The sequence below is a fragment of the Nocardioides sp. F233 genome (assembly GCF_057813895.1).
The window spans coordinates 177114-197991 of the sequence record NZ_JBVASH010000002.1 but is presented as its reverse complement, the minus strand read 5'-3'; the positions used below and the strand labels follow the sequence as shown (position 1 = coordinate 197991).

Here is a 20878-nt window from a genome sequence, read left to right as displayed (position 1 = left end):
CCCGTCCGTCGAGCAGGTCATGACCGCGCTCAGCAAGGTCAACGACCCCGAGATCAAGCGACCCATCACCGAGCTGGGGATGGTCGAGGGCGTGGACATCGCGGCCGGCGACGGCGGATCGGTGGTCACCGTCAAGGCACTGCTGACCGTGGCGGGCTGCCCGCTCAAGGACACCATCACCCGTGACGTGACGGCCGCCGTGGCCGCCCTCCCCGGCGTGACCCGGGTCGACGTCCAGCTCGGTGTGATGACCGCCGAGCAGCGCTCCGGCCTGCACGAGACGCTGCGGGGCGGCCAGGCGCAGCGCGAGATCCCGTTCGCGCAGCCCGGCTCGCTGACCAAGGTCTTCGCCATCGCCTCCGGCAAGGGCGGCGTCGGCAAGTCGACGCTGACCGCCAACCTCGCGATCGCCCTGGCCCGGGCCGGGCGCAAGGTCGGCCTCGTCGACGCCGACATCTACGGCCACTCGATCCCGGCGATGCTCGGTGTCGCCGACGCCCGGCCGACCCAGGTCGACGACCTGATCATGCCGGTCCCGACCCCGTCCGGCGTGTCGGTGATCTCCATCGGCATGCTCAAGCCGCGCCGCGACCAGGTCGTCGCCTGGCGCGGACCGATGCTCGACCGCGCGCTCGTGCAGATGCTCGCCGACGTCTACTGGGGCGACCTCGACGTGCTCCTCCTCGACCTGCCCCCGGGCACCGGCGACATCGCCATCTCGCTCGGCCAGCACCTGCCCGGTGCCGAGGTGCTCGTGGTGACGACCCCGCAGGAGGCCGCGGCCGAGGTCGCCGAGCGCGCCGGCACGATGGCCTCGATGATGCACCAGCGCGTCGTGGGCGTCGTCGAGAACATGAGCTACCTGCCGTGCCCCCACTGCACCGCGGAGGGCAAGGAGCACCGGCTCGAGATCTTCGGCGCCGGCGGCGGTGAGCGGGTGGCGGCGACGCTGTCCCAGCGCTTCGGGTACGACGTACCCCTGCTCGGCGAGCTTCCCCTGGACGTCGCCCTGCGCGAAGGTGGCGACGCCGGCAAGCCGATCGTCGAGTCCGACCCCACCTCCCCCGCCGCCGTCGCGATCACCGCAGTGGCCGAGCGACTGGGCGGACGTGGCCGAGGACTGGCCGGCATGCAGCTGGGGCTCACCCCGACCAGTAAGTTCTGACCCGCACGGCTACGACGGAGAAGGGGCGGCTGGCGGGTGTTCGGGATCGGGTTCGGAGAGCTCGTCGTCATCGCGTTCCTTGCCGTGCTCGTGTTCGGCCCCGACAAGCTGCCCGACCTGGCCCGCCAGGCCGGGCGGCTGATGCGGGAGCTGCGCAAGTTCGCCACCAACGCGCGTGACGAGCTGCGCTCCGAGCTGGGCCCGGAGTACGCCGACCTCGAGCTGACCGACCTCGACCCGCGCGCGATCGTCCGCAAGCACATCGCCGACGCGATGGCCGAGCTCGACGACCTCGAGGACACGATCCGCAACGCGGGCGAGGACGACGCCCCCGCGCCGGTGCGCATGCTCGAGCCGGGCGAGCTGCCGCCGTACGACTTCGAGGCGACGTAGCGAGCACGTTCAGGCCCAGCCGCGTGACTGAGCGGCAGCCAGGGCGCTGAAGGCGACCAGGACCGTCCGTCGGTCCTCGCCGGTCGAGAGCTCGCAGAAGTCGGCGCCCACGCGACGTAGCACGCCGTCGAGCCGGCTGCCGTCGCGCAGGTGGAGCAGGCACGGCTCGGCGGCCTCGGCGATCCGGCGCAGGGCCGATGCCAGACCCAGGCGCGTGAGCGGCGACCACGCGAGCTCGGGTACCGAGCGGTCCGATGCGCCGTCGACGGTCGTGACCGCAGCGAGGACGACCACCCAGTCGTGGTCGCCGGAGGCCACCACGAGCCAACCGTCGGCGACCCGCTCGAGGATCCCGCCGACGGGTCCGACGCCGAGGACGCCCAGCGTCACCGGCTGCCCGACGCTCGCCATCAACCTGCCCGCGAGGGTGACCTGCCGGTACTCCGCACGGCTGCGGTCGGCCACCTCGAGGTCGCGCTCGGCCGCGTAGAGGGCACTGGCCTGGTCCTCGAGGTCGTCGAAGAGCGCGAACAGCTCGTCCTCCCAGCCCATGGGCCCCACCCTCGCACGTCGCCCGTCCACAGGTTCCACAACCATTGGTTGACAACGCCATTGAACGAATTCATCCTGAATCAAACGCAAGCAAACGCAAAGGTTCTCTCGGGATGGACTTCGCCGCTGCCGGCCGGGTGCGCGTCCGCGCCACCCTGCTCTGGCTCACCGTCACGGCCGCGCAGGCCGGGCTCGTCGCGCTGACGGCACCCCTGGTCCGCGGTCTGGTCACCGCGCCGGGACCGGCCTTCACCGACGCCCTGGTGCAGGCCTGCGCGGCCGCCGCCCCGGTCGCCGGGGCACTGCTCTGGCTGGCGACCACCGAGGTGGCCTGGGGCGTGCTCCGCTCGCGCGGCCTGTCCTCACGCCGGGCAGCCGGCCCCGTCCGGCTCGCCCTCCTCGCCGCCTGCGGCATCACCGTCCTCGCCACCGCACCGGCCCACGCCGGCGGCGACACCCCGGTCGGCGCCGGCGCCACGCTCAGCGCCGAGGCGCTCGCCGGCCTGCCCCTCCCCGACCGGCCGGTCGCCCCGCGGCTCGGATCGCTCACCGCTGCGGTCGTCACGGTCCGCGCCGGCGACTCCCTGTGGACCATCGCCGAGCGGCGCCTCGGCCCGGCGGCGTCGCGGCCGAGGTGGCGTCGTACTGGCTCCGGCTGCAGGCACTCAACGCCGACGCCCTCGGCTCCGAGCCCGACCTCGTCCAGCCGGGGCAGACGCTCCGGCTGCCCGCCTGACCCGCCCACCCCAGGAGGAACCATGTCCGCTGTCCAGCACGAGCTCGTCGGCCTCCGGGTGCCGGTCCCGGTCAGCCCCACGCAGGGCACGCTCGCCCTCGCCCTGCTCCCCCGCCAGTCGCCGCCCCGCTCGCCGGCACGGTCACGGCGTCGGCCGCCGGCGCGGCCGGGCGCGGTCGTCGTACCGATCGACCAGCGGCTGCGCCACGCCATCGAGGAGTGGACGCACCGCTTCGTCCAGGCCGCCGTCGAGATCGTCGGCGGCGACCGTCCGGTCTCCCAGCTGGTCCGCTGGACCACCCGTGACGTGTACGCCGACCTCCACCGCCGCGCCCTCCTCGTCGCCCGCGCCGGCGGTCACCAGCCCGGACTGGCCCGGGTGCAGCCGGTCCGGCCGCGGGTGCAGAGCGTGCACGCCTGCTTCATCACCGACGACGTCGTCGAGTGCGGCGTGCACGTGCGCCACGGCGACCGCTCGCGGGCCGTCGCGGCGCGCTTCGAGCGGGCCGATCAGCGCTGGATCTGCACCGCACTCGACTTCTCGTGAGAAATTCTCCTGAACGTGACCCTTGTTCAGGTGTGACGTGAGTCACTACGTTGCGGCCATGATCCGCACCCTCACGGCCGCCCTGGCCGTCGCCGGAGCCGCGCTCGTCGCGCCGCTCACCGCGTCCCCCGCCCACGCCGACGGTCCGGGGGTGGGCACGCCCACCGTCGTGTCGGTCGGCGACTCCTACATCTCGGGCGAGGCCGGCCGGTGGGCCGGCTCCTCCAACAGCAGCAGCTCCCGGGCCGACGCGCTCGGCTCCACGGCGTACTACGACAACGCCTCGGGCACCGGCGAGGCGATCGACCGCTGCCACCGCTCGAAGAGCGCGGAGATCCACATCGGCGGCGGCGTGAAGAGCGTCAACCTGGCCTGCTCGGGCGCCAAGGCGGCGACCGCGACCGGCGACACGTTCAAGCCGGGCCTCGACTTCTACAGCGGCAGCGAGGGCGTCGGGCAGGCGCGGGCGCTGCAGACGCTGGCGACGACGAGCAACGTGAAGATGGTCGTGGTCTCGATCGGCGGCAACGACTTCAACTTCGCCGGCATCGTCCAGCAGTGCGTCCAGGACTTCCTGCTCTCGCCGTCGTGGTGGAAGGACTACTGCAACGACGACAGCAGCGTGACCAGCAACTTCACCAGCGCCAACATCTCCGCGGTGAAGACCCGGATTGCCGGGGCCCTGACCAACGTCCGCACCGCCATGCGCAACGCCGGGTACGCCGACAGCCAGTGGACGATGCTCGTGCAGACCTACCCCTCGCCGGTCCCGGGCGGCTCCGGGTTCCGCTACAGCCAGAGCGGCTACACCCGCCAGAACACCGGCGGCTGCGGCTTCTGGAACGCCGACGCCGACTGGGCCAACAGCTCGGCACTGCCGACCATCAACAACACGGTGACCGGCGCGATCACGCAGGCCGGCATCACCAACGCCAAGACGCTCAACCTGGCCAGCACGTTCAACGGCCGCCGGCTGTGCGAGTCCGGCGTGGGTCTGTACGAGGAGGTCGGCATCGCCGGCTGGACCAGCGCCGGGGCGGTCGACCGCACGGAGTGGGTGAACCAGATCCGCACGGTCACCACGGCCGGCGACTCGCCGTACTTCATCCAGGAGTCGCTGCACCCCAACTACTGGGGCCAGCTCGCGGTGCGCTCGTGCGTGCGGCAGGCCTACAACGGCGGTACGCCGAAGGGCGGCGCCTGCGTCCGCACCAGCACCGGGCTGCTCAACGGTGAGCCGCGGATGACCCTCCAGTGAGGTCGCTGCGCGTGAGCCTGCGAACGCGCAGGCTCACGACCGAAGGTCGAGTAGCGCTCTTCGTCGGGAGCTTGCGACCGACGAAGAAGGCGCGTATCGAGACCCCTGTGAGGCGTCTCGATACGCGCCTTCGCTCGTTCCTCGCTGCGGCGCTACTCGACGAGCAACAACTCAGCCGCTGACGCGGGTGGTGTAGCCGGAGGCTCCACCGGGGGCGCCGTGGCAGCGCTTGTACTTCTTTCCGGAGCCACAGGGGCACAGCGCGTTGCGGCCGATGTCGCCGAACTCGTCGTCGTCGACGGACGCGGCGCCGCTGCCGCGGACCTCCTCGTGACCCGTCTCGTCGGGCGCGGAGTAGGTGAGGTTCTGCGGCTGCTTCGGGGCATCGAGACCCTTGGCGGTGACCTTGGGCGCGGCGGCCTTCAGGTCGGAGGAGATGGAGGCGAGGTCCATCTCGCCGCCGGCCTCGAGACCCACACCGAGCGGCGGCTCGGCGAACGCGCCCTCGTGCATAGGGCCCGCGTGGGCGGTGCCGTCGGCGTGGTAGTGGATCTCCTCGTCGTCGTCCTCGACCTGGACCTCCAGGTTGAAGAGGAAGCCGACCGTCTCCTCCTTGATGCCGTCCATCATGGCGGCGAACATGTCGAAGCCCTCGCGCTGGTACTCGACCAGCGGGTCGCGCTGCGAGTAGGCCCGCAGGTAGATGCCCTCGCGCAGGTAGTCCATCTCGTAGAGGTGCTCGCGCCACTTGCGGTCGAGCACGGAGAGCAGCACGCGGCGCTCGAGCTCGCGGGCGACCTCCTCGCCGACCTCCTCCTCGCGGCGGTCGTACGCCGTGTTGGCGTCCTCCTTGAGAGCCTCGATGAGGTGCGACTTCTCGAGCCCGGCCTGGGTGCCGGCCTCCTCGACCAGGTCCTTCCAGGAGATCGAGACCGGCCAGAACTGCTTGAGGTCGGTCCACAGCTGCTCGAGGTCCCACTGCTCGGAGAACTCGTCGAGCGAGCCGTTGACGAAGCCGGTGACGACGTCGTCGATGAAGGTGCGGACCTGCTCCTCGAGGTCGACGCCCTCGAGGACCTCGCGGCGCTCGCCGTAGATGACCTTGCGCTGGCGGTCCATCACGTCGTCGTACTTGAGGACGTTCTTGCGGGACTCGAAGTTCTGCGACTCGACCTGGCCCTGGGCGTTGGCGATCGCGTTCGTGACCCGCTTGTTCTCGATCGGGACGTCGTCCGGGATCTTGAGCAGCAGGAGCACGCGGTCGACCCAGTCGGACTTGAACAGCCGCATCAGCTCGTCCTGGAGGGACAGGTAGAAGCGGCTCTCGCCCGGGTCGCCCTGGCGGCCGGAACGACCGCGGAGCTGGTTGTCGATGCGGCGCGACTCGTGGCGCTCGGTGCCGATGACGTAGAGGCCACCGAGGTCCTTGACCTCGTCGTGCTCGGCCTCGACCTGCTTCTTCATCCGCTCGACCATCGCGGGCCAGGCGGCGTCGTAGTCGTCGGCCGTCTCACCGGTGGGCTCGAGGCCCTGCTTGCGCAGCTCGGCGTCGGCGAGGAACTCGTAGGAGCCGCCGAGCATGATGTCGGTGCCTCGACCGGCCATGTTGGTGGCGACCGTGACGGCCCCCTTGTGGCCGGCGAGGGCGACGATCTTCGCCTCCTCGGCGTGGACCTTCGCGTTGAGGACCGAGTGGGCGACACCGCGCTTGGTCAGCGCCTGGTGGAGGTACTCGGACTTCTCGACGGACACGGTGCCGACCAGCACCGGCTGGCCCTTCTCGTGGCGCTCGACGATGTCGTCGACGACGGCGTCGTACTTGGCCTCCTCGGTCCGGTAGACGAGGTCGGGCTGGTCCTTGCGCTGCATCGGCTTGTTGGTCGGGATCGAGACCACGCCGAGCTTGTAGATCTTGTCGAACTCGGAGGCCTCGGTGAGCGCCGTACCGGTCATGCCGGAGAGCTTCTCGTAGAGGCGGAAGTAGTTCTGCAGGGTGACGGTGGCGAGGGTCTGGTACTCCTCGCGGACCTTCACGCCCTCCTTGGCCTCGATGGCCTGGTGCAGGCCGTCGTTGTAGCGGCGTCCCGCCAGCATGCGGCCGGTGTGCTCGTCGACGATGAGCACCTCGCCCTCCATGACGACGTACTCCTTGTCGTTGCGGAACAGCTCCTTGGCCTTGATGGAGTTGTGCAGGAAGGAGATGAGCGGGGTGTTGGCCGACTCGTAGAGGTTCTCGATGCCGAGGTGGTCCTCGACCCGCGTGATGCCGTCCTCGAGGACGGAGATGGTGCGCTTCTTCTCGTCGACCTCGTAGTCGACGTCCTTGGTGAGCTTCTGCGCGATCTTGGCGAACTCGCCGTACCACTTCACCTCGTCCTGGGTCGGACCGCTGATGATCAGCGGGGTCCGGGCCTCGTCGATGAGGATCGAGTCGACCTCGTCGACGACGGCGAAGTTGTGGCCGCGCTGCACGCACTCCTCGAGCGAGGAGGCCATGTTGTCGCGCAGGTAGTCGAAGCCGAGCTCGTTGTTGGTGCCGTAGGTGATGTCGCACGCGTAGGCCTTGCGCCGCTCGTCGGGGCGCATGCTCGGCAGGATCACGCCGACGGTGAGGCCGAGGAAGTGGTGGACGCGGCCCATCATCTCGGACTGGAACTTGGCCAGGTAGTCGTTGACCGTGACGACGTGGACGCCCTTGCCCTCGAGGGCGTTGAGGTACGCCGGCAGCGTCGAGACCAGGGTCTTGCCCTCGCCGGTCTTCATCTCGGCGATGTTGCCGAGGTGCAGCGCCGCGCCGCCCATGACCTGGACGTCGAAGTGACGCTGGCCGAGGACGCGGCGGGCCGCCTCGCGGACCGTGGCGAACGCCTCGGGCATGATGTCGTCGAGGTCCTCGCCCTCGGAGAGGCGCTTGCGGAACTCGTCGGTCATGCCCCGCAGCTCGTCGTCGGACATCGCCTTGAAGTCGTCCTCGATGGCGTTGACCGCCTTCGCGATGCCCTCGAGCTGGCGGAGGATCTTGCCCTCTCCGATGCGGAGGAGCTTGTCGATGATCACTGGCACGCCGCCACTCTACCCAGCGGTCACCAGCACTCAGAGTTCACGGCGTCGGACGCTGCCGGTCGTACTCGGCGAAGGCGGCGGCCCGCTCGTTCTCGATCTTGCGGCCCAGGCCGTAGGCCGTGCCCCAGAGCAGGGCGAAGATGCCGCCGACGACGAACATGAGCGGGGCCAGGAAGCCGAGCGCGACCGCGCCGACCTGGAGCACGTGACCGAGGAGGTACGCCGACTCGCGGCGCAGCATCCCCGCGACCAGCACGCACAGGACCGCCAGGCCCAGGCCGAGCGGCAGCGCGACACCCGGACTGATGTCGGAGATGCCGATCATCACCGGGGTGGACAGGCCGACCGCGATCGCCTCGAGGGAGAGCACGGCGGCGCACATGGCGCGCCGGGGCGACTTCTCGCGCTCGTCGCTCACTTGCGGCCTCCCAGCAGCACCCGTGCCTCGCCGACGGTGACGACCGAGCCGGTCACCAGGACGGCGCCGGAGCTGAGCGCGTCGTTGCTGCCGGACTCGGCGAGCCCGGCGGCGGCGTCGATGGCGTCCCCGAGCAGGGGTACGACGGTCACGCGGTCCTCGCCGAACACCTCGCGGGCGATCTCGGCGAGCTGGTCGGCGGGCATCGCCCGCTCGGTGGAGTTCTGGGTGACCACGACGTGGGCGAGGTGCGGCTCGAAGGCGGCGAGCAGGCCCTCGGCGTCCTTGTCGCCCATCACCCCGATGACGCCGACGACCGGGTCGAACTGGAAGGAGTCCTCCAGCGCGGCCGCGGTGGCCTCGGCGCCGTGCGGGTTGTGGGCGGCGTCGAGCAGCACGGTGGGGCTGCGCCGGACGACCTCGAGCCGGCCGGGCGAGGTGATCTCACCGAACGCACCGCGCACGATGTCGTCGCCGAGCGGCTCGTCGCCGCCGACGAAGGCCTCGACCGCGGCGAGGGCGGTGGCGGCGTTCTGCGCCTGGTGGGCGCCGTAGAGGGAGAGGAACAGGTCGTCGTACCGGCCGCGGAGGCCCTGGAGGGTGACCACCTGGCCGCCGACGGCGGGCGTACGGGCGACGACGGCGAACTCGAGGCCCTCGCGGGCGACGGTCGCGCCGACCTCGGCCGCCCGCTCGAGGAGCACGGCGGCGACGTCGGCACTCTGCTGGGCGAGCACCGCGACGGAGCCGGGCTTGATGATGCCGGCCTTCTCACGGGCGATCTCGACGACGGTGCCGCCGAGGTAGTTGGCGTGGTCGACGGCGATCGGGGTCACGACGGCCACGTCGGCGTCGATCACGTTGGTGGCGTCCCAGGAGCCGCCCATCCCGACCTCGACGACCGCCACGTCGACGGGCGCGTCGGCGAAAGCGGCGTACGCCATGCCGACGACGGCCTCGAAGAAGCTGAGCGGGTGGGCCTCGGCGGCGTCGACCAGGGGCATGTACGGCGCCACGTCGTTGTAGGCCCGGACGAACGCCTCGTCGTCCAGCGGCTCGCCGTCGACGCTGATCCGCTCGCTCATCTTCTCGACGTGCGGGCTGGTGAACCGCCCGGTGCGCAGGTCGAGGGCGCGCAGCAGCGCGTCGATCATCCGCGACGTCGACGTCTTGCCGTTGGTGCCGGTCAGATGGATCGAGCGGTAGGCGTGCTGCGGGTCGCCCAGCAGCTCGGTGAAGGCGCGGATCCGGTCGAGCGAGGGCTCCAGCCGGGTCTCGGGCCACCGGGACAGGAGGGCGTCCTCGGCCTCGTCGAAGGTCTCGGCTGGTCGCGCTACAGGCTCGTTCATGTCGGTCGAAGTCTAGGGTGTGGCCGCGGGAGGGAGGAAAGCGTGCGAGCTCGGGGACTGGCTGCGGTGGTGGTGGCCGCGGGGATGGCGCTCTCGGCGTGCTCGGCTGCCGGCGACGACTCCCCGACGGCGACGCCGACCTCCACCGAGGCGCCGCTCATCCCCGAGGCGAGCGAGCTGCCCACCGCGCTGCCGAGCGACGTGCTGGCCGGTGAGATGCAGGACCTGGCCAAGCTGGCCGAGCGCCTGGCCCAGCAGCTCCCGGCGCAGCGGCGGCCGGAACCGGTCCGGATCGCGGGGAGCAGCACCCGGTGGCAGCCGGGGGCGGCGTACCGCGGGGTGTTCGCGGATCCCGACATCGTCCGGTACGACGGCCGCTGGTACGCCTACGCCACCAACACCTCGCACCTTCAGCTCCCGGTGCTGACCTCCCGCGACCTCTCCACCTGGACGCCGCTGGCCACCAGCGGCGGCGGCCGCGTCGACCCGATCGAGGTCGCCGGCTGGGTGCGCAGCGGCGACGGCGGTCGCGACCTGTGGGCACCGGGCGTCGGCAAGGTCGGCAACGGCTGGACGGCGGCGTACGCAGCGCCGGCGGGCACCCAGGGCGGCCAGCGGCACAACTGCATCGGGTTGACCCGCGGCCCCTCCCCCGCCGGTCCGTTCCGGCCGGTCGGCGAGCCGATCTGCTACGACGAGGCCCAGCTCGGCGTGATCGACCCCGACGTGTTCGTCGACGAGCACGGCGTCCCGTGGCTGCTGTGGAAGTTCTCCGGCGTCGTGAACCGCCGCCCGGCCGGACTCTTCATCCGCCAGCTGAACGCCGACGGCACCGGCTTCGCCGACGGCTCGCAGACCCGGGAGCTGCTCACCCTCGACCGGCCGTGGGAGGGCAACACGATCGAGAACCCGAGCATGGTCCAGTTCCGCGGCGTGACCTACCTCTTCTACTCCGGCAACTCGTGGGAGCGGGCCGACTACGCGACCGGCTACGCGATCTGCGCCGGACCGGAGGGGCCGTGCGTGCGCCAGAACCACGGCGAGCCGCTGCTCTCGACCACCTCCACCGGACGTCTGGGCCCCGGCGGCGCGTCGGCGTTCGTCGACCACACGTCGCTGCGGCTGATCTACCACGCCTGGGACCAGGTGGGCCGGACCCGGCAGCTGCACATCGCCGGCCTGTGGCAACGCGACGACGGCACGCTCGAGGTCATCGACCCCGGCTGACCCCGAGGCACACCGGTCTAGTCCAGACACACTGCATCCGTGGAGATCCAGCACGAGCTCGCCGAGCTCTCGCGCACCGCCGGCCCGCAGGTCTTCGACGAGGCGGAGCCGTTCCGCGCGGCCGTCGACGACTTCCTCTCCTCCGACAGCATCACGACGGGCGAGCTGAACCTGCTCGTCGACGCCGTCCGCCTGCGCGGCTTCGCCCGGCTGACCGAGATGCTGGACCGGGGCGCCGCCCCTGGGGCAGCCCTCGACGCGGCGGCCGAGCAGCTCGCCCGCGACCGGGGTACGACGGAGGTCGCCGGAGCGGGATGGGCACTGGCCGTGCTGGGGTTCGCCGTGGGCCGGGTGGGCGAGGACCAGGTCCGGACCCGCCGGGTCGCCATGACTGCCGGACCGGGCTCGGCCCCTGCTTCGGCCGCCATGACGCTGCCCCGACAGCCGCCTCCCCCGCCTCAACCGCAGCCGCAGCCCCGGGCGGCCGCGACCGTCCCGCCTCCGCCGCCGGCCGCGGCGCACCCCGTGGCGCCGCTCCCGGTACGGGCGCAGCCGCTCCCGGTCCTCCCGCCGCTGCCACCGCGCCGGCGCCGTACCGGCCTGGTCGTCGGTCTCGTCGCGCTCGTGGTCCTGCTGCTGGCGGGCGGCGGAGCCGGTGTCGCCGTGCTCGTCCACGCGCTCGGGAACGACGACGGGCCCACGACGGCCCGCTCCGGTCCGGGCACCTCGACGCCGACCTCGTCCTCGACCGACGCCGGCCCCGGCGGGAGCGGCGAGTCGAGCGGGCCCGGCGCCGCCGAGGACGACCCGCTCGGCATCGGCTACCCGCTGCACGACCTCGCGTGCGGGAGCGACTTCATCGTGGTCCTCACCTCGTCCGAGGGGTCCACGCCGGCCGCCACGGCCGGCGACGCCCTGGACCGCTTCCCCCGTGCGGAGGGCCGCGCCTACCTCCGGCCCGAGCAGTCCTGCTCCAACCTGAGCCACCTCACGAACAAGGTGAACCTGTCGGTCGTGCCCTACCTGGGCCCGTTCCCGGACGCGGTGAGCGCCTGCGAGGCGCGGATGACGTCGACCGACACGACGACCTACGTCATCGGCGTCGCTGAGGAGGCCACGGCGGCGACCTACTGCGCGTGCTCGTACGACGCCGCCGACCTCCCGCCACTCAACGGGGTCGACGACGCCGAACCCGTCGGCAACGACCGCTTCTGGACCCTGGAGCTGCAGTACATGCTGTGGGAGGCCGGCTACAACCCCGACAAGCTGGTGCCCGGCCGCTTCGGAGAGCAGACGGCCGCCTTCGTCCGCGCACTGCAGGCCGACAACGGCCTCACCACGACCGGCGCCCTCGACCCCGCCACCTGGAGCAGGCTGCAGGACCGGGTCTGCCCGTGAGCAGCGGGCCCGACCGGATCGACCGGCGGGGCTTCCTGGGCACCCTCGCCGTGGCGGCCGTCGTCTCCGCGTGCGGCACCGGCGCCCCCGCCGGACCGAGGCCGGGCGCGACGTCGCACCCGTCCGCCGTACCCCTGACGGTTCCGCCCTCCCCGGCCGGCAGCGCTTCCGCGCCCCGACCGCGACGCTCGCTGCTGGGCGTGCGCTTCGCCGAGGCGCACCGGTTCCACCCCGTCGAGCTGGTGGCACCCGGGTTCGTCCTCGTGGACCTCGTCGTCGGCGACGAGGTCGCGGGCGAGTCCCGGGAGGAGGTGGCGCTGCCCGCACCCTTCGTCGGGGTCGAGGTCGAGGTGGCCGACCCCGGCGACGGCGTCCTCGTCGCAGGCCTCGCGTCCGCGGACCGACGGACCGGTGTGCACCTGGCGCTCGACCCGGGTCGGGGCGAGGCCGAGCTCGTGCTGGTCGTGGACGGTCGCACGTCGTCACTGGCCCGGGAGCGAGCGCCCCTGCCGGACGGCCCGTTCACGGTCGGCTTCGTGCTGTGCGAGAACCGGGCGACCGCGTTCGTGCGATCCGGGACAGGGGCGTGGCAGGCGCTGGCGTCCGCCCGGTCGCCGATCGCCGACCGGCTCGACCTCCGCGACCCGCGGACCCTGGCCACGATGGGCGTGCACTGGGGCGCCCGCTCCGGCGCCTGCCGGGTCTCCCGGGTCCGCGCGGGCTTGTTCGGCATGACCGGCCTGCGCGATCCCCACCTCGTGCAGCACGCCGACGGCAGCCCGTACGTCGAGGACGGGCGGCACTTCATCACCTGGACCTGTGCCGGACCGGGTTTCTTCCAGCAGGCGCACTGGGGCGTCTTCGCCTTCGACCCCGCCGACCCGACGGCGATGGAGCAGGTCGCGCAGCTCTACACGCGGCGCGGCGGCCTTCTGGTGGGTGACCACGCCGGGCAGCTGGTCCGCGACGGCGACCGGTGGCTGGTCGCGAACACCTCGTGGGGTGACTTCGACGGGTCCGGGGTGCACGTCCGGGCCACGACGAGCACCGCCGACCTGCTCCGCGGTGTGCACGTCCTCGAGACGACCCCCGTGGCCCTGCCGACCGACCTCGACACGTGGGATCCCTCCCTGACCCGGATCGACGGGGCGTGGCGGTGGGCGTACGTCGAGAGCCCCTCCCAGTCGCCGTTCGACTTCCACCCGGCGCTGGCCCGCACCGGTGCAACCGACCCGTTCACCGAGCTCATCGCGGTCGGTGCGGACCGCGGCCGGCACCAGTCCGAGGGCACCGTCCTGGTCCGGGACACCGACCGCTGGCTGCTGCTGGCGAGTGACGGCGACGCCCGGGAGTACCCGGTCTACGACCTCGCACTGCGCCGGGTGGGGCGCCTGGACGCGCCGTACGGCTCCAACATCCCGCACCCCCAGGTGCTCGTCGACGACGACGGCCGCTGGCTGATGGTCACCTTCGACGGCACGAACCCGTTCGCCGCCCGGCTCGGCTACGGCGGGCACGGCGACGTCGTCGTGCTCCGCGAGCGCTGAGCCGGAGGCGAGGGGCGGCTCAGCGGGCCCGGCGCCGCAGCTGCATCCGCATCCAGCCGGCCACCTGCCACATCGTCGGCTCGGCGGCGTCGAAGACGTCGGCGTGCCGCCAGTAGCCGTGCACCTGCCCGAGGTACCGGGTGCCGACCACCTCGACGCCGGCCTCGGCGAGGCGGAGCACGAGGTGCTCGCCCTCGTCGCGCAGCGGATCGTGCTCGGCAGTGGTGACCAGCGTCGGGGGCAGGGTGCCGAGAGCGTCGGAGAGGAGTGGGGCGAGGTCGGGATGCTCGAGGTCGGCCGGGGTGGCGGCGTACTGCTGCCAGTACCAGGCCGCCTCCGCGGGCTCGAATCCGTCGGCCGCGGTCCGGTAGGAGTCGAAGGACGCCGTCGGGTCGAGGAACGGGTAGACGAGCGCGACGCCCGCGAACCGGCCGGGGTGGCGCAGGGCCGCGACCAGGGCGAGGTTGCCGCCGGCGCTGTCGCCGTGGGCGAAGGTCGGCAGGCCGGCCAGGTCGGGCTGGCCGTCGAGCCAGCGCACCGCGGAGGACAGGTCGTCGGGCGCCGCGGGGAACGGGTGCTCCGGCGGGCGGCGGTAGTCGACGCTGAGCACCGCCATCCCGCTGATGTCGGCGAAGCGCCGCGCGGCCGCGTCGTGGACCTCGATGTCGTTGAGCACGAAGCCGCCGCCGTGCGCGTGGACGACCACGGCGTCGTACCCCTCCGGGAGGTAGAGCCGGGCCGGTACGCCGCCCGCGTCGACGTCGCGCACCTCGGCGACCTCGGGCCGCGCCTGGGTGGCCGCGGCGGCCTGCGCGCGCTCGCGCTCGGCGGCGATGTCGAAGGCGGGGTCGGTGACGGCGAGCTCGCCGGCGGCGTTGGCGACCGCGGCGCGGGCCTGGGGGTGGAGGGCCATGCCCGCACCCTAGGGGGCCGTCAGACGAGGTCGATCCGCACCGTGTCGACGACCGGCTCGTAGCCGAGCACCTGGTAGAGCGCGTTCGACGTCGGGTTGGCCTGGTCGGTGAACAGGATGACCCGGTCGCCGCGCTCGCGCAGCTGCCGCGACACCGCGGCGACGGCTGCAGCGGCCCAGCCGCGGCCGCGCTCCTCCTTCGGCGTGTAGACCGGGCCGATCCGGCTGACGCCGTACGCCGGCGGGTTGGCGCCGATCAGGTGCACCACCCGGCCCTCGGCGTCCTGCCAGTACCAGAGCACCTCCTCGGCGAGCTTGCGTCGCACGTCCTCGATGCCGAACGCCGCGGCCTCGCCGTCGTGCCCGGCGAGGCGGCCGGCCTGCTCGTCCGCGTCGACGAAGAACTGCTGGACCCACGCCAGGGCCTGCTCGGCCTCGTCGGCGCGGACCGGGCGCAGCCGTCCCGGGACCGGGCGCGGCTCGACGAGGGTGCCGAGCTCGAACAGCCGGTGGTGCAGGCCGTTGACGACGGTCCGGCCGGTCCCGTCCGCGATCGCCGCGGCGAACAGGTCGGCCGCCGGCCGAAGACCGGTGGCTCCGCCGACGTCCTCCCCGCGCGCGAGCACGGCGGCGGCCAGCGCGGCCACCGCGTCGTCGGGCATCGCCAGCACGTAGACGGGGTACGGCGGGAACGGCGCCGTGCGCATCGCGATCCCCGCCAGCTCACCGTCGGGTCCGGTGACCACCGCGAACCAGCAGTGGACCAGGCCACCACGGCCGCTGTCGCGGATCCGCTGGGCGATGGTCGTCACGACCGTGCCGGTCACCGGCTCCCGGGCGAGGTGCTCGCCCGTCCGGGCGAGGAACTCCCCCGCGTCCTCGGTGAACCAGACGTCGTACCCGCTGCTCATGGGCTGATCGTCGCCGCCCGGCTTCGGCTCGGACAACCGGATTTCGTCAGCCTTGATCCGCCGGTGGGGCGCGTAGTAGCCAGCCACCGGCGGATCAGGGCTCAGCCGTCGAGCCGGGCCAGCTCCTCCTCGATCACCGTCGGGTCGAGCTTGACGAAGACCGGGGTGGGCTTGACGACCGCACGCCCGACCTCGATCGGGTGCCGGCCCCAGGACGGGAAGCCGGCGTAGTCGCCGGTGATGATCGGGTAGCTGCGCTCGGCGTCGTCGAGGTCCGTGACGTCCTCGATGACCGGCATCGGGGCGATCGCACCGGTGCCGCCGAGCGCCTTGTCGACCTCGTTGGCCGAGAACGGCAGGAACGGGCTGAGCACCAGGTTGAGGTCGGCCACGCACTGCGCCATCACGTGCAGGATCGTCGCGAGCCGCTCCGGGTCGTCCTTGATCTTCCACGGCTCGGAGTCGGAGACGTACTTGTTGACGTCGGCGACCGCACGCATCGCCTCGCCGATCGCCTGCTTCTGCCGGTGCCGACCGATCAGGTCACCGACGGTGCCGAACGCGTCCGCAACGGTCGCCAGCACGGCCTCGTCCTCGGCGGCCAGCGGGCCGGCGGCCGGGATCTCGCCGAAGTTCTTGGCGATCAGGTTCGCGGTCCGGTTGACCAGGTTGCCCCAGCCGGCGACCAGCTCGTCATTGGTACGACGCACGAACTCGGCCCAGGTGAAGTCCGAGTCCTGGCTTTCCGGGCCGGCCGCCGCGACGAAGTAGCGGAAGGCGTCGGGCTGGTAGCGGGCCAGCAGGTCGCGGACGTAGATGACGACCTTCTTCGACGAGGAGAACTTCTTGCCCTCCATCGTCAGGAACTCGCTCGAGACGACCTCGGTGGGGAGGTTGAGCTCGCCGTACTGGCGCGCCTTCCCGCCGTGCGCCCCCTTGCCGGCGTAGGCGAGCAGCTCGGCCGGCCAGATCTGGGAGTGGAAGGTGATGTTGTCCTTGCCCATGAAGTAGTAGGACAGCGCCTCCGGGTCGTTCCACCACGCGCGCCACGCGTCGGCGTCGCCGGTGCGGCGGGCCCACTCGATCGAGGCCGAGAGGTAGCCGATGACGGCGTCGAACCAGACGTAGAGCTTCTTGGTCGGGTTGTCCTGCCAGCCCTCGAGCGGGACCGCGATGCCCCAGTCGATGTCGCGCGTCATCGCCCGCGGGCGGATCTCCTTGAGGATGTTCTTGGAGAACCGGATGACGTTGGGCCGCCACAGGCCGGTCGCCTCGCGCTCGTCGAGCCAGGCCTGCAGCGCGTCGGCCAGCGCGGGCAGGTCGAGGAAGAAGTGCTGGGTCTCGATGAACTCAGGCGTCTCGCCGTTGATCTTCGAGCGCGGGTTCACCAGGTCGTGCGGGTCGAGCTGGTTGCCGCAGTTGTCGCACTGGTCGCCTCGCGCGCCGTCGTACCCGCAGATCGGGCAGGTGCCCTCGATGTAGCGGTCGGGCAGGGTGCGCCCGGTCGAGGGCGAGATGGCGCCGTACGTCGTCTGCTCGACGAAGTAGCCGTTCTCGTGGACGCCGAGGAACATCTCCTGGACCACGGCGTGGTGGTTGCGCGTGGTGGTGCGCGTGTAGAGGTCGTAGCTGATGCCCAGCCCGACCAGGTCCTCGACGATCAGCCGGTGGTTCTTGTCGGCCAGCTCCTGCGGGGTCATCCCGGCCTCGTCGGCGGCGATCAGGATCGGCGTGCCGTGCTCGTCGGAGCCCGAGACCATGAGGACGTCACTGCCCGCCATCCGCTGGTACCGGCTGAAGACGTCGGACGGTACGCCGAAGCCGGCCACGTGGCCGATGTGGCGGGGGCCGTTCGCGTAGGGCCAGGCGACAGCGGAGAGGACATGCGTCATGCCCTGAATCCTAGGGTCGCTCGGTACGGCGACCGTCAGCGGCGGGACTTCTTGATCCTCCGCGCCGTGCGCAGCCGGATGTCGGGGAGGGCGTCGTACAGCAGCTGGCCGGGGCACTCGGTGTCGTTGGTGTCGCGGTGGCCGTCGATGACGGGCAGGGTGACCCAGGTGCCCTTCGGGTAGAGGTCGCTGCCGTGGGAGAGCACCTGCGTGGTCACCAGCGGGTCGCGGTGGTACTTCTTCAGCTTCCAGGCGGCGATCTTGGCGACGCCCCCGAGCACGTTCGGCGCGGGCGCGACCTCCTGGTAATTGCCGAGCACGGCGATCCCGACCGAGGTGTGGTTGAAGCCGAGGGTGTGGGCGCCGCGGGTGTCGCGGTCGCCGTCGGCGCCGCGGCGGCCGGCCCAGACCCGGCCGAACCGGTCGACGAGGTAGTTGTAGCCGATGTCGGACCAGCCGAGCGTCTTCGTGTGGTAGCGGTAGATGGCCCGCAGGATCCTCGGGACGTCGCGCTTTCGGTAGTCGTTGCCGGTCGCCGTGTGGTGCACGTGGACCTGCTCGACGGTCCGGACCCGCTTCGGCTTGCCGGTGGCCAGGCGGGGGTTGGCATGCCAGGCCCGGCGGCTACGGATCCGCGGGCGCAGCGAGCGGTGCCGCTTGGGCCGTGCCGCGACGCCGTCGCGCGGGTGGTCGCCCGGGTCGACCAGCGTCAGCACCGGTCGCTCGACGGCACCGGTCACCTCGACCTGGACGCCGTCGCTGTCGCCCACCCACAGGGGCTCGGTGCCGGCGCGAGCACGCCGGGCCTCAGCGGTGCCGTCGTCCGGCAGGTCCCGCAGGGTCGGGACACTGCGCCACGGGCCCCACGCGCCGCCGGTACCCCGGACCCGGACGCGCACCTGCCCGGTGCCGGCCGCCCAGGTCACGCCGAGCAGCGCGAACCGGTCGGTGCGCTGCTCGGCGGTCCGCAGCACACCCCCGCGGGCGGCCACCTGCGGGTCCGCGGTGAGCGCGACGTCGAGTGCGCCGCCGAGTCCGTCCTCGTCAGGTCGCAGCCGGAGCCAGCCGCCGGCCGTCGCCGGGGCTGCCACGGCTGGGCTCGGGGCGAGCCCGACCAGGGGTAGCACCGCGACGGCGGCTCCGAGCGTGGCGAGGTCGCGGCGGCGCAGGGACGGGTCCGAGAGCTTCATGCCACCCGAGCATGCGCCATCGACGGGAGGGACGGAAGCGGCTGGCCCGCGTGTCGCCGATCGCACGCCCGGAGTCACACCCGCCCCATGGGCACCACCGGACGTCAGGAGAAGTCGAGGTCGCCCGTGCGGGTCCGCTTGAGCTCGTAGAAGTACGGGAAGGACGCGACCGCCACGCAGCCGTCCCACAGCCGCCCGGCGTCCTCGCCCCGCGGGATCTTCGAGAGCACCGGACCGAAGAAGGCGGCACCGTCGATGTGGATGGTGGGCGTGCCGACGTCGTCGCCGACCGCGTCCATGCCCTCGTGGTGCGAGGCCGCGACCTTCTCGTCGTACGACGAGTCGGTGGCCGCCCGGACCAGCTCGGGGTCGAGACCGACCTCGTCGAGCACCTCCGCGATCAGGGCGAGGCCGCCGTCGGGCTGCTCGTGGAGCCTGCGGCCCTCGAGGTGGATGCGCTGGCCGAAGGCGTCGTAGAGCGGGCGGAGCACCTTGTCGCCGTACTGCTCCTGCGCGGCGATCAGCACCCGCACCGGGCCCCAGGCCGGGGCGAGCATCTCGCGGTAGGCGTCGGGGATGTCCCGGTCCTTGTTGAGGTAGGCGAGGCTCATGACGTGCCAGCGGACCTCGATGTCACGGACCTCCTCGACCTCGATGATCCATCGCGAGGAGATCCAGGCGAAGGGGCACAGCGGGTCGAACCAGAAGTCGGCGACATGGGGGGTGGATTTCTCGGCCATGGTTCGCCAACCTACGTGGCGCCGCCGACATTCCCCGGTCAGCGCCCCGGTCAGGACACCTGGACGGTCCCGACCACCTTCGGCGCCGCCGGTACGACGGTCGAGCCCAGGTAGCGGACCCGCACCTTCTTCGTCCCGCGCGCCATCGGCACCTTGACCTTCACGACGCCGTCGCTGAGCCTCACCTCGCGCTGCCAGGAGCCGATCCGCACCAGCACCTTGCCCGTGACGGGCACCTTGCCGACGGCGTCGACGCGCACCCGGACGATCGCGTGGCCGCGGGCCGGCTTCGTCTTCAGGGTGACGACGGCCGGGCTGGTCACCTTCGTCGGCGCGGTCAGCGTCTCGACGGCCGGCGCGTACTGCGCCTTGGTGCCGCTCACCTGGACGCCGATGCTGCGCCCGACGTCCTCCGCCGCGAGCTGGTACGTCGCCGCGGTGGCGCCGGTGATCGCGACCCCGTCGCGCAGCCACTGGTACGCCGGCTGGGCGTCGGGCTGGTCGTAGGTCCCGGGCGTCGCCGTCAGCACCTGGCCGAGGGCCGGCGTACCGCTCAGCGTGGCCGGCGTGGTCGGGTGGACCATGCCCGCGAGGACCGGGCCGAGCGCGTAGAAGGGCGAGACGTACGTGGTGTAGCCGTCCGACTTCGCGACCACCCGCATGCTGAGTGTCTTGCCGACCAGGTCGGGGGTCAGCGCGAGGTCGGGCGCGGTGATGTCGCCGATCCGCACGCCGTCGGCGAACCAGCGCCACCGGTTCTCGGCCGGCGTCGGCGCCCAGCCGCCGGCGGTGGCGGTCACCGTCGTGTTCACGACGAGCGGCGCGGCGACGAGCGGCGTCGCGGTCTGGGTGAAGACGTTCTCGGTCGGCGTCGGAGTGGGCGTGGGAGTCGGAGTCGGAGTCGGAGCGGCCCGGTCGACGAAGTGGATGAAGCCGGTCGGCCATCGCCCGCTGGTCCGCGTGACCGAGCGCCAGTGGAAGGTCCCGCCCCACGCGTCCTCGGAGATGATGATCTCGTCGGCGGACACCACGCGCTCGACGTACGCGACGTGGCCGGCGGATCCGGCACCGTTCGAGTACTTGCCCCACCAGGCGATGGCGCCGACGTTGGGCGTCTGGTCGGTGATGGAGGCCATGGAGAGGCCCCAGTGACTGGCGTTGCCCTCACCGGTCCACGGTCGCGTGTTCGGCATGCCGGCCTGGACCATCCGGTAGGCGGCGTAGTTGGTGCAGTTGTGGCCGGAGTACATCCGCCAGTACATCGTGCCGTTCGCGGCGCCGTAGCCGGCGTCCGAGTAACCCGCCCGGACGCAGTCGGCGTAACCGCTGCAGAGGTACGTGGTGCCTGCCGATGGGACGAACGGCTCCCGGACCGGTCCGGACGAGGGTCCGGCGAGGACGAGGTACGACGCCAACATCGCACTGGCGGCAGTGGTGGTCCCCCAGCGCGCGGCCCGGCCTGGTGTGCGCATGCCGAACACCATCGGGCACAACAGCACCAGAACGCAACAAAAACCTCGAAAATCTCTCCAGTCACCGGCGTGTCGCGTTGACGGAAGCGAATTACACCTTTGTAGTT

17 protein-coding genes are annotated in these 20878 nt (G+C 72.1%); 7 read left to right on the top strand and 10 right to left on the bottom strand.

What is annotated here, in order from left to right:
• The first annotated feature begins 19 nt into the window (after positions 1 to 19).
• Positions 20 to 1165 (top strand): Mrp/NBP35 family ATP-binding protein, encoded by a 1146-nt coding sequence (locus ACZYRU_RS07370; RefSeq protein WP_488957189.1) that lies wholly within the window; start codon positions 20 to 22, stop codon positions 1163 to 1165.
• 36 nt (positions 1166 to 1201) lie between these two features.
• On the top strand, positions 1202 to 1558 hold the full coding sequence (locus ACZYRU_RS07365; protein ID WP_488956434.1) for a sec-independent translocase: 357 nt from the start codon (positions 1202 to 1204) through the stop codon (positions 1556 to 1558).
• A gap of 9 nt (positions 1559 to 1567) precedes the next feature.
• Here ACZYRU_RS07365 and ACZYRU_RS07360 read toward each other — a convergent pair whose 3' ends face one another.
• On the bottom strand, positions 1568 to 2110 hold the full coding sequence (locus ACZYRU_RS07360) for a hypothetical protein (protein WP_488956433.1): 543 nt from the start codon (positions 2108 to 2110) through the stop codon (positions 1568 to 1570).
• 113 nt (positions 2111 to 2223) lie between these two features.
• On the opposite strand from ACZYRU_RS07360, the gene ACZYRU_RS07355 reads away from it, so the two are divergent.
• Together ACZYRU_RS07355 and ACZYRU_RS07350 are read left to right on the top strand one after the other, a co-directional pair.
• Entirely contained in the window at positions 2224 to 3393 is a 1170-nt protein-coding gene (locus tag ACZYRU_RS07355) for an Rv3235 family protein (RefSeq protein ID WP_488956432.1), read from the top strand.
• A 58-nt stretch (positions 3394 to 3451) separates the two neighbouring features.
• The gene (locus tag ACZYRU_RS07350; RefSeq protein ID WP_488956431.1) at positions 3452 to 4651 is read left to right on the top strand and encodes an SGNH/GDSL hydrolase family protein; all 1200 of its coding nucleotides are present in this window, start codon (positions 3452 to 3454) and stop codon (positions 4649 to 4651) included.
• A gap of 171 nt (positions 4652 to 4822) precedes the next feature.
• On the opposite strand, the gene secA is transcribed toward ACZYRU_RS07350, so the two are convergent.
• The 3 genes from secA to folC are packed head-to-tail and all read right to left on the bottom strand — an operon-like array spanning position 4823 to position 9481.
• Positions 4823 to 7714, bottom strand: coding sequence for a preprotein translocase subunit SecA (gene secA / locus ACZYRU_RS07345; RefSeq protein WP_488956430.1), 2892 nt, complete (start codon positions 7712 to 7714; stop codon positions 4823 to 4825).
• Between the two features lie 37 nt (positions 7715 to 7751).
• Positions 7752 to 8132 carry a DUF4233 domain-containing protein gene (locus ACZYRU_RS07340; RefSeq protein WP_488956429.1) on the bottom strand — a complete coding sequence of 127 codons (381 nt, stop codon included), beginning with the start codon at positions 8130 to 8132 and terminating at the stop codon, positions 7752 to 7754.
• The gene (gene folC, locus ACZYRU_RS07335; protein ID WP_488956428.1) at positions 8129 to 9481 is read right to left on the bottom strand and encodes a bifunctional tetrahydrofolate synthase/dihydrofolate synthase; all 1353 of its coding nucleotides are present in this window, start codon (positions 9479 to 9481) and stop codon (positions 8129 to 8131) included. The genes ACZYRU_RS07340 and folC overlap by 4 nt, the downstream gene beginning before the upstream one ends.
• A 42-nt stretch (positions 9482 to 9523) precedes the next feature.
• Here folC and ACZYRU_RS07330 point away from each other — a divergent pair, with 42 nt between their 5' ends.
• Genes ACZYRU_RS07330 through ACZYRU_RS07320 form a run of 3 tightly spaced genes read left to right on the top strand, consistent with a single transcriptional unit; the run spans position 9524 to position 13653 of the window.
• A complete protein-coding gene (locus ACZYRU_RS07330; RefSeq protein ID WP_488956427.1) occupies positions 9524 to 10708 on the top strand; it encodes a glycoside hydrolase family 43 protein in 1185 nt (394 codons plus the stop codon).
• 39 nt (positions 10709 to 10747) lie between these two features.
• Positions 10748 to 12106, top strand: coding sequence for a peptidoglycan-binding domain-containing protein (locus ACZYRU_RS07325; protein ID WP_488956426.1), 1359 nt, complete (start codon positions 10748 to 10750; stop codon positions 12104 to 12106).
• Positions 12103 to 13653, top strand: a complete 1551-nt coding sequence (locus ACZYRU_RS07320; protein ID WP_488956425.1) for a hypothetical protein — start codon at positions 12103 to 12105, stop codon at positions 13651 to 13653. Before ACZYRU_RS07325 ends, ACZYRU_RS07320 begins: the two co-directional genes overlap by 4 nt.
• 19 nt (positions 13654 to 13672) lie before the next feature.
• Here the strand turns inward: ACZYRU_RS07320 and ACZYRU_RS07315 are convergent, their stop codons facing one another.
• The 6 genes from ACZYRU_RS07315 to ACZYRU_RS07290 all read right to left on the bottom strand — a co-directional run bounded on the left by ACZYRU_RS07315 (position 13673) and on the right by ACZYRU_RS07290 (position 20771).
• Positions 13673 to 14566, bottom strand: a complete 894-nt coding sequence (locus ACZYRU_RS07315) for an alpha/beta hydrolase (protein ID WP_488956424.1) — start codon at positions 14564 to 14566, stop codon at positions 13673 to 13675.
• Positions 14567 to 14586: 20 nt separating this feature from the next.
• Positions 14587 to 15477: a GNAT family N-acetyltransferase gene (locus ACZYRU_RS07310; RefSeq protein ID WP_488956423.1), complete on the bottom strand. Its 891-nt coding sequence runs from the start codon at positions 15475 to 15477 to the stop codon at positions 14587 to 14589.
• 101 nt (positions 15478 to 15578) lie between these two features.
• Positions 15579 to 17369, bottom strand: coding sequence for a methionine--tRNA ligase (gene metG, locus ACZYRU_RS07305; RefSeq protein ID WP_488956422.1), 1791 nt, complete (start codon positions 17367 to 17369; stop codon positions 15579 to 15581).
• Between the two features lie 35 nt (positions 17370 to 17404).
• A complete protein-coding gene (locus ACZYRU_RS07300) occupies positions 17405 to 18559 on the bottom strand; it encodes a peptidoglycan recognition protein family protein (RefSeq protein WP_488956421.1) in 1155 nt (384 codons plus the stop codon).
• A 104-nt stretch (positions 18560 to 18663) separates the two neighbouring features.
• Positions 18664 to 19299 (bottom strand): mycothiol-dependent nitroreductase Rv2466c family protein, encoded by a 636-nt coding sequence (locus ACZYRU_RS07295; protein ID WP_488956420.1) that lies wholly within the window; start codon positions 19297 to 19299, stop codon positions 18664 to 18666.
• A gap of 50 nt (positions 19300 to 19349) precedes the next feature.
• On the bottom strand, positions 19350 to 20771 hold the full coding sequence (locus ACZYRU_RS07290) for a CHAP domain-containing protein (RefSeq protein WP_488956419.1): 1422 nt from the start codon (positions 20769 to 20771) through the stop codon (positions 19350 to 19352).
• Between the last annotated feature and the right edge of the window lie 107 nt (positions 20772 to 20878).

Coding starts and splice junctions, on each gene's coding strand:
- ACZYRU_RS07315 (WP_488956424.1), bottom strand. CDS start 14,566: ATGGCCCTCCACCCCCAGGCCCGCGCCGCGGTCGCCAACGCCGCCGGC.
- ACZYRU_RS07310 (WP_488956423.1), bottom strand. CDS start 15,477: ATGAGCAGCGGGTACGACGTCTGGTTCACCGAGGACGCGGGGGAGTTC.
- folC (WP_488956428.1), bottom strand. CDS start 9,481: ATGAACGAGCCTGTAGCGCGACCAGCCGAGACCTTCGACGAGGCCGAG.
- ACZYRU_RS07295 (WP_488956420.1), bottom strand. CDS start 19,299: ATGGCCGAGAAATCCACCCCCCATGTCGCCGACTTCTGGTTCGACCCG.
- ACZYRU_RS07355 (WP_488956432.1), top strand. CDS start 2,224: ATGGACTTCGCCGCTGCCGGCCGGGTGCGCGTCCGCGCCACCCTGCTC.
- ACZYRU_RS07370 (WP_488957189.1), top strand. CDS start 20: ATGACCGCGCTCAGCAAGGTCAACGACCCCGAGATCAAGCGACCCATC.
- ACZYRU_RS07360 (WP_488956433.1), bottom strand. CDS start 2,110: ATGGGCTGGGAGGACGAGCTGTTCGCGCTCTTCGACGACCTCGAGGAC.
- ACZYRU_RS07300 (WP_488956421.1), bottom strand. CDS start 18,559: ATGAAGCTCTCGGACCCGTCCCTGCGCCGCCGCGACCTCGCCACGCTC.
- ACZYRU_RS07350 (WP_488956431.1), top strand. CDS start 3,452: ATGATCCGCACCCTCACGGCCGCCCTGGCCGTCGCCGGAGCCGCGCTC.
- metG (WP_488956422.1), bottom strand. CDS start 17,369: ATGACGCATGTCCTCTCCGCTGTCGCCTGGCCCTACGCGAACGGCCCC.
- ACZYRU_RS07290 (WP_488956419.1), bottom strand. CDS start 20,771: ATGCGCACACCAGGCCGGGCCGCGCGCTGGGGGACCACCACTGCCGCC.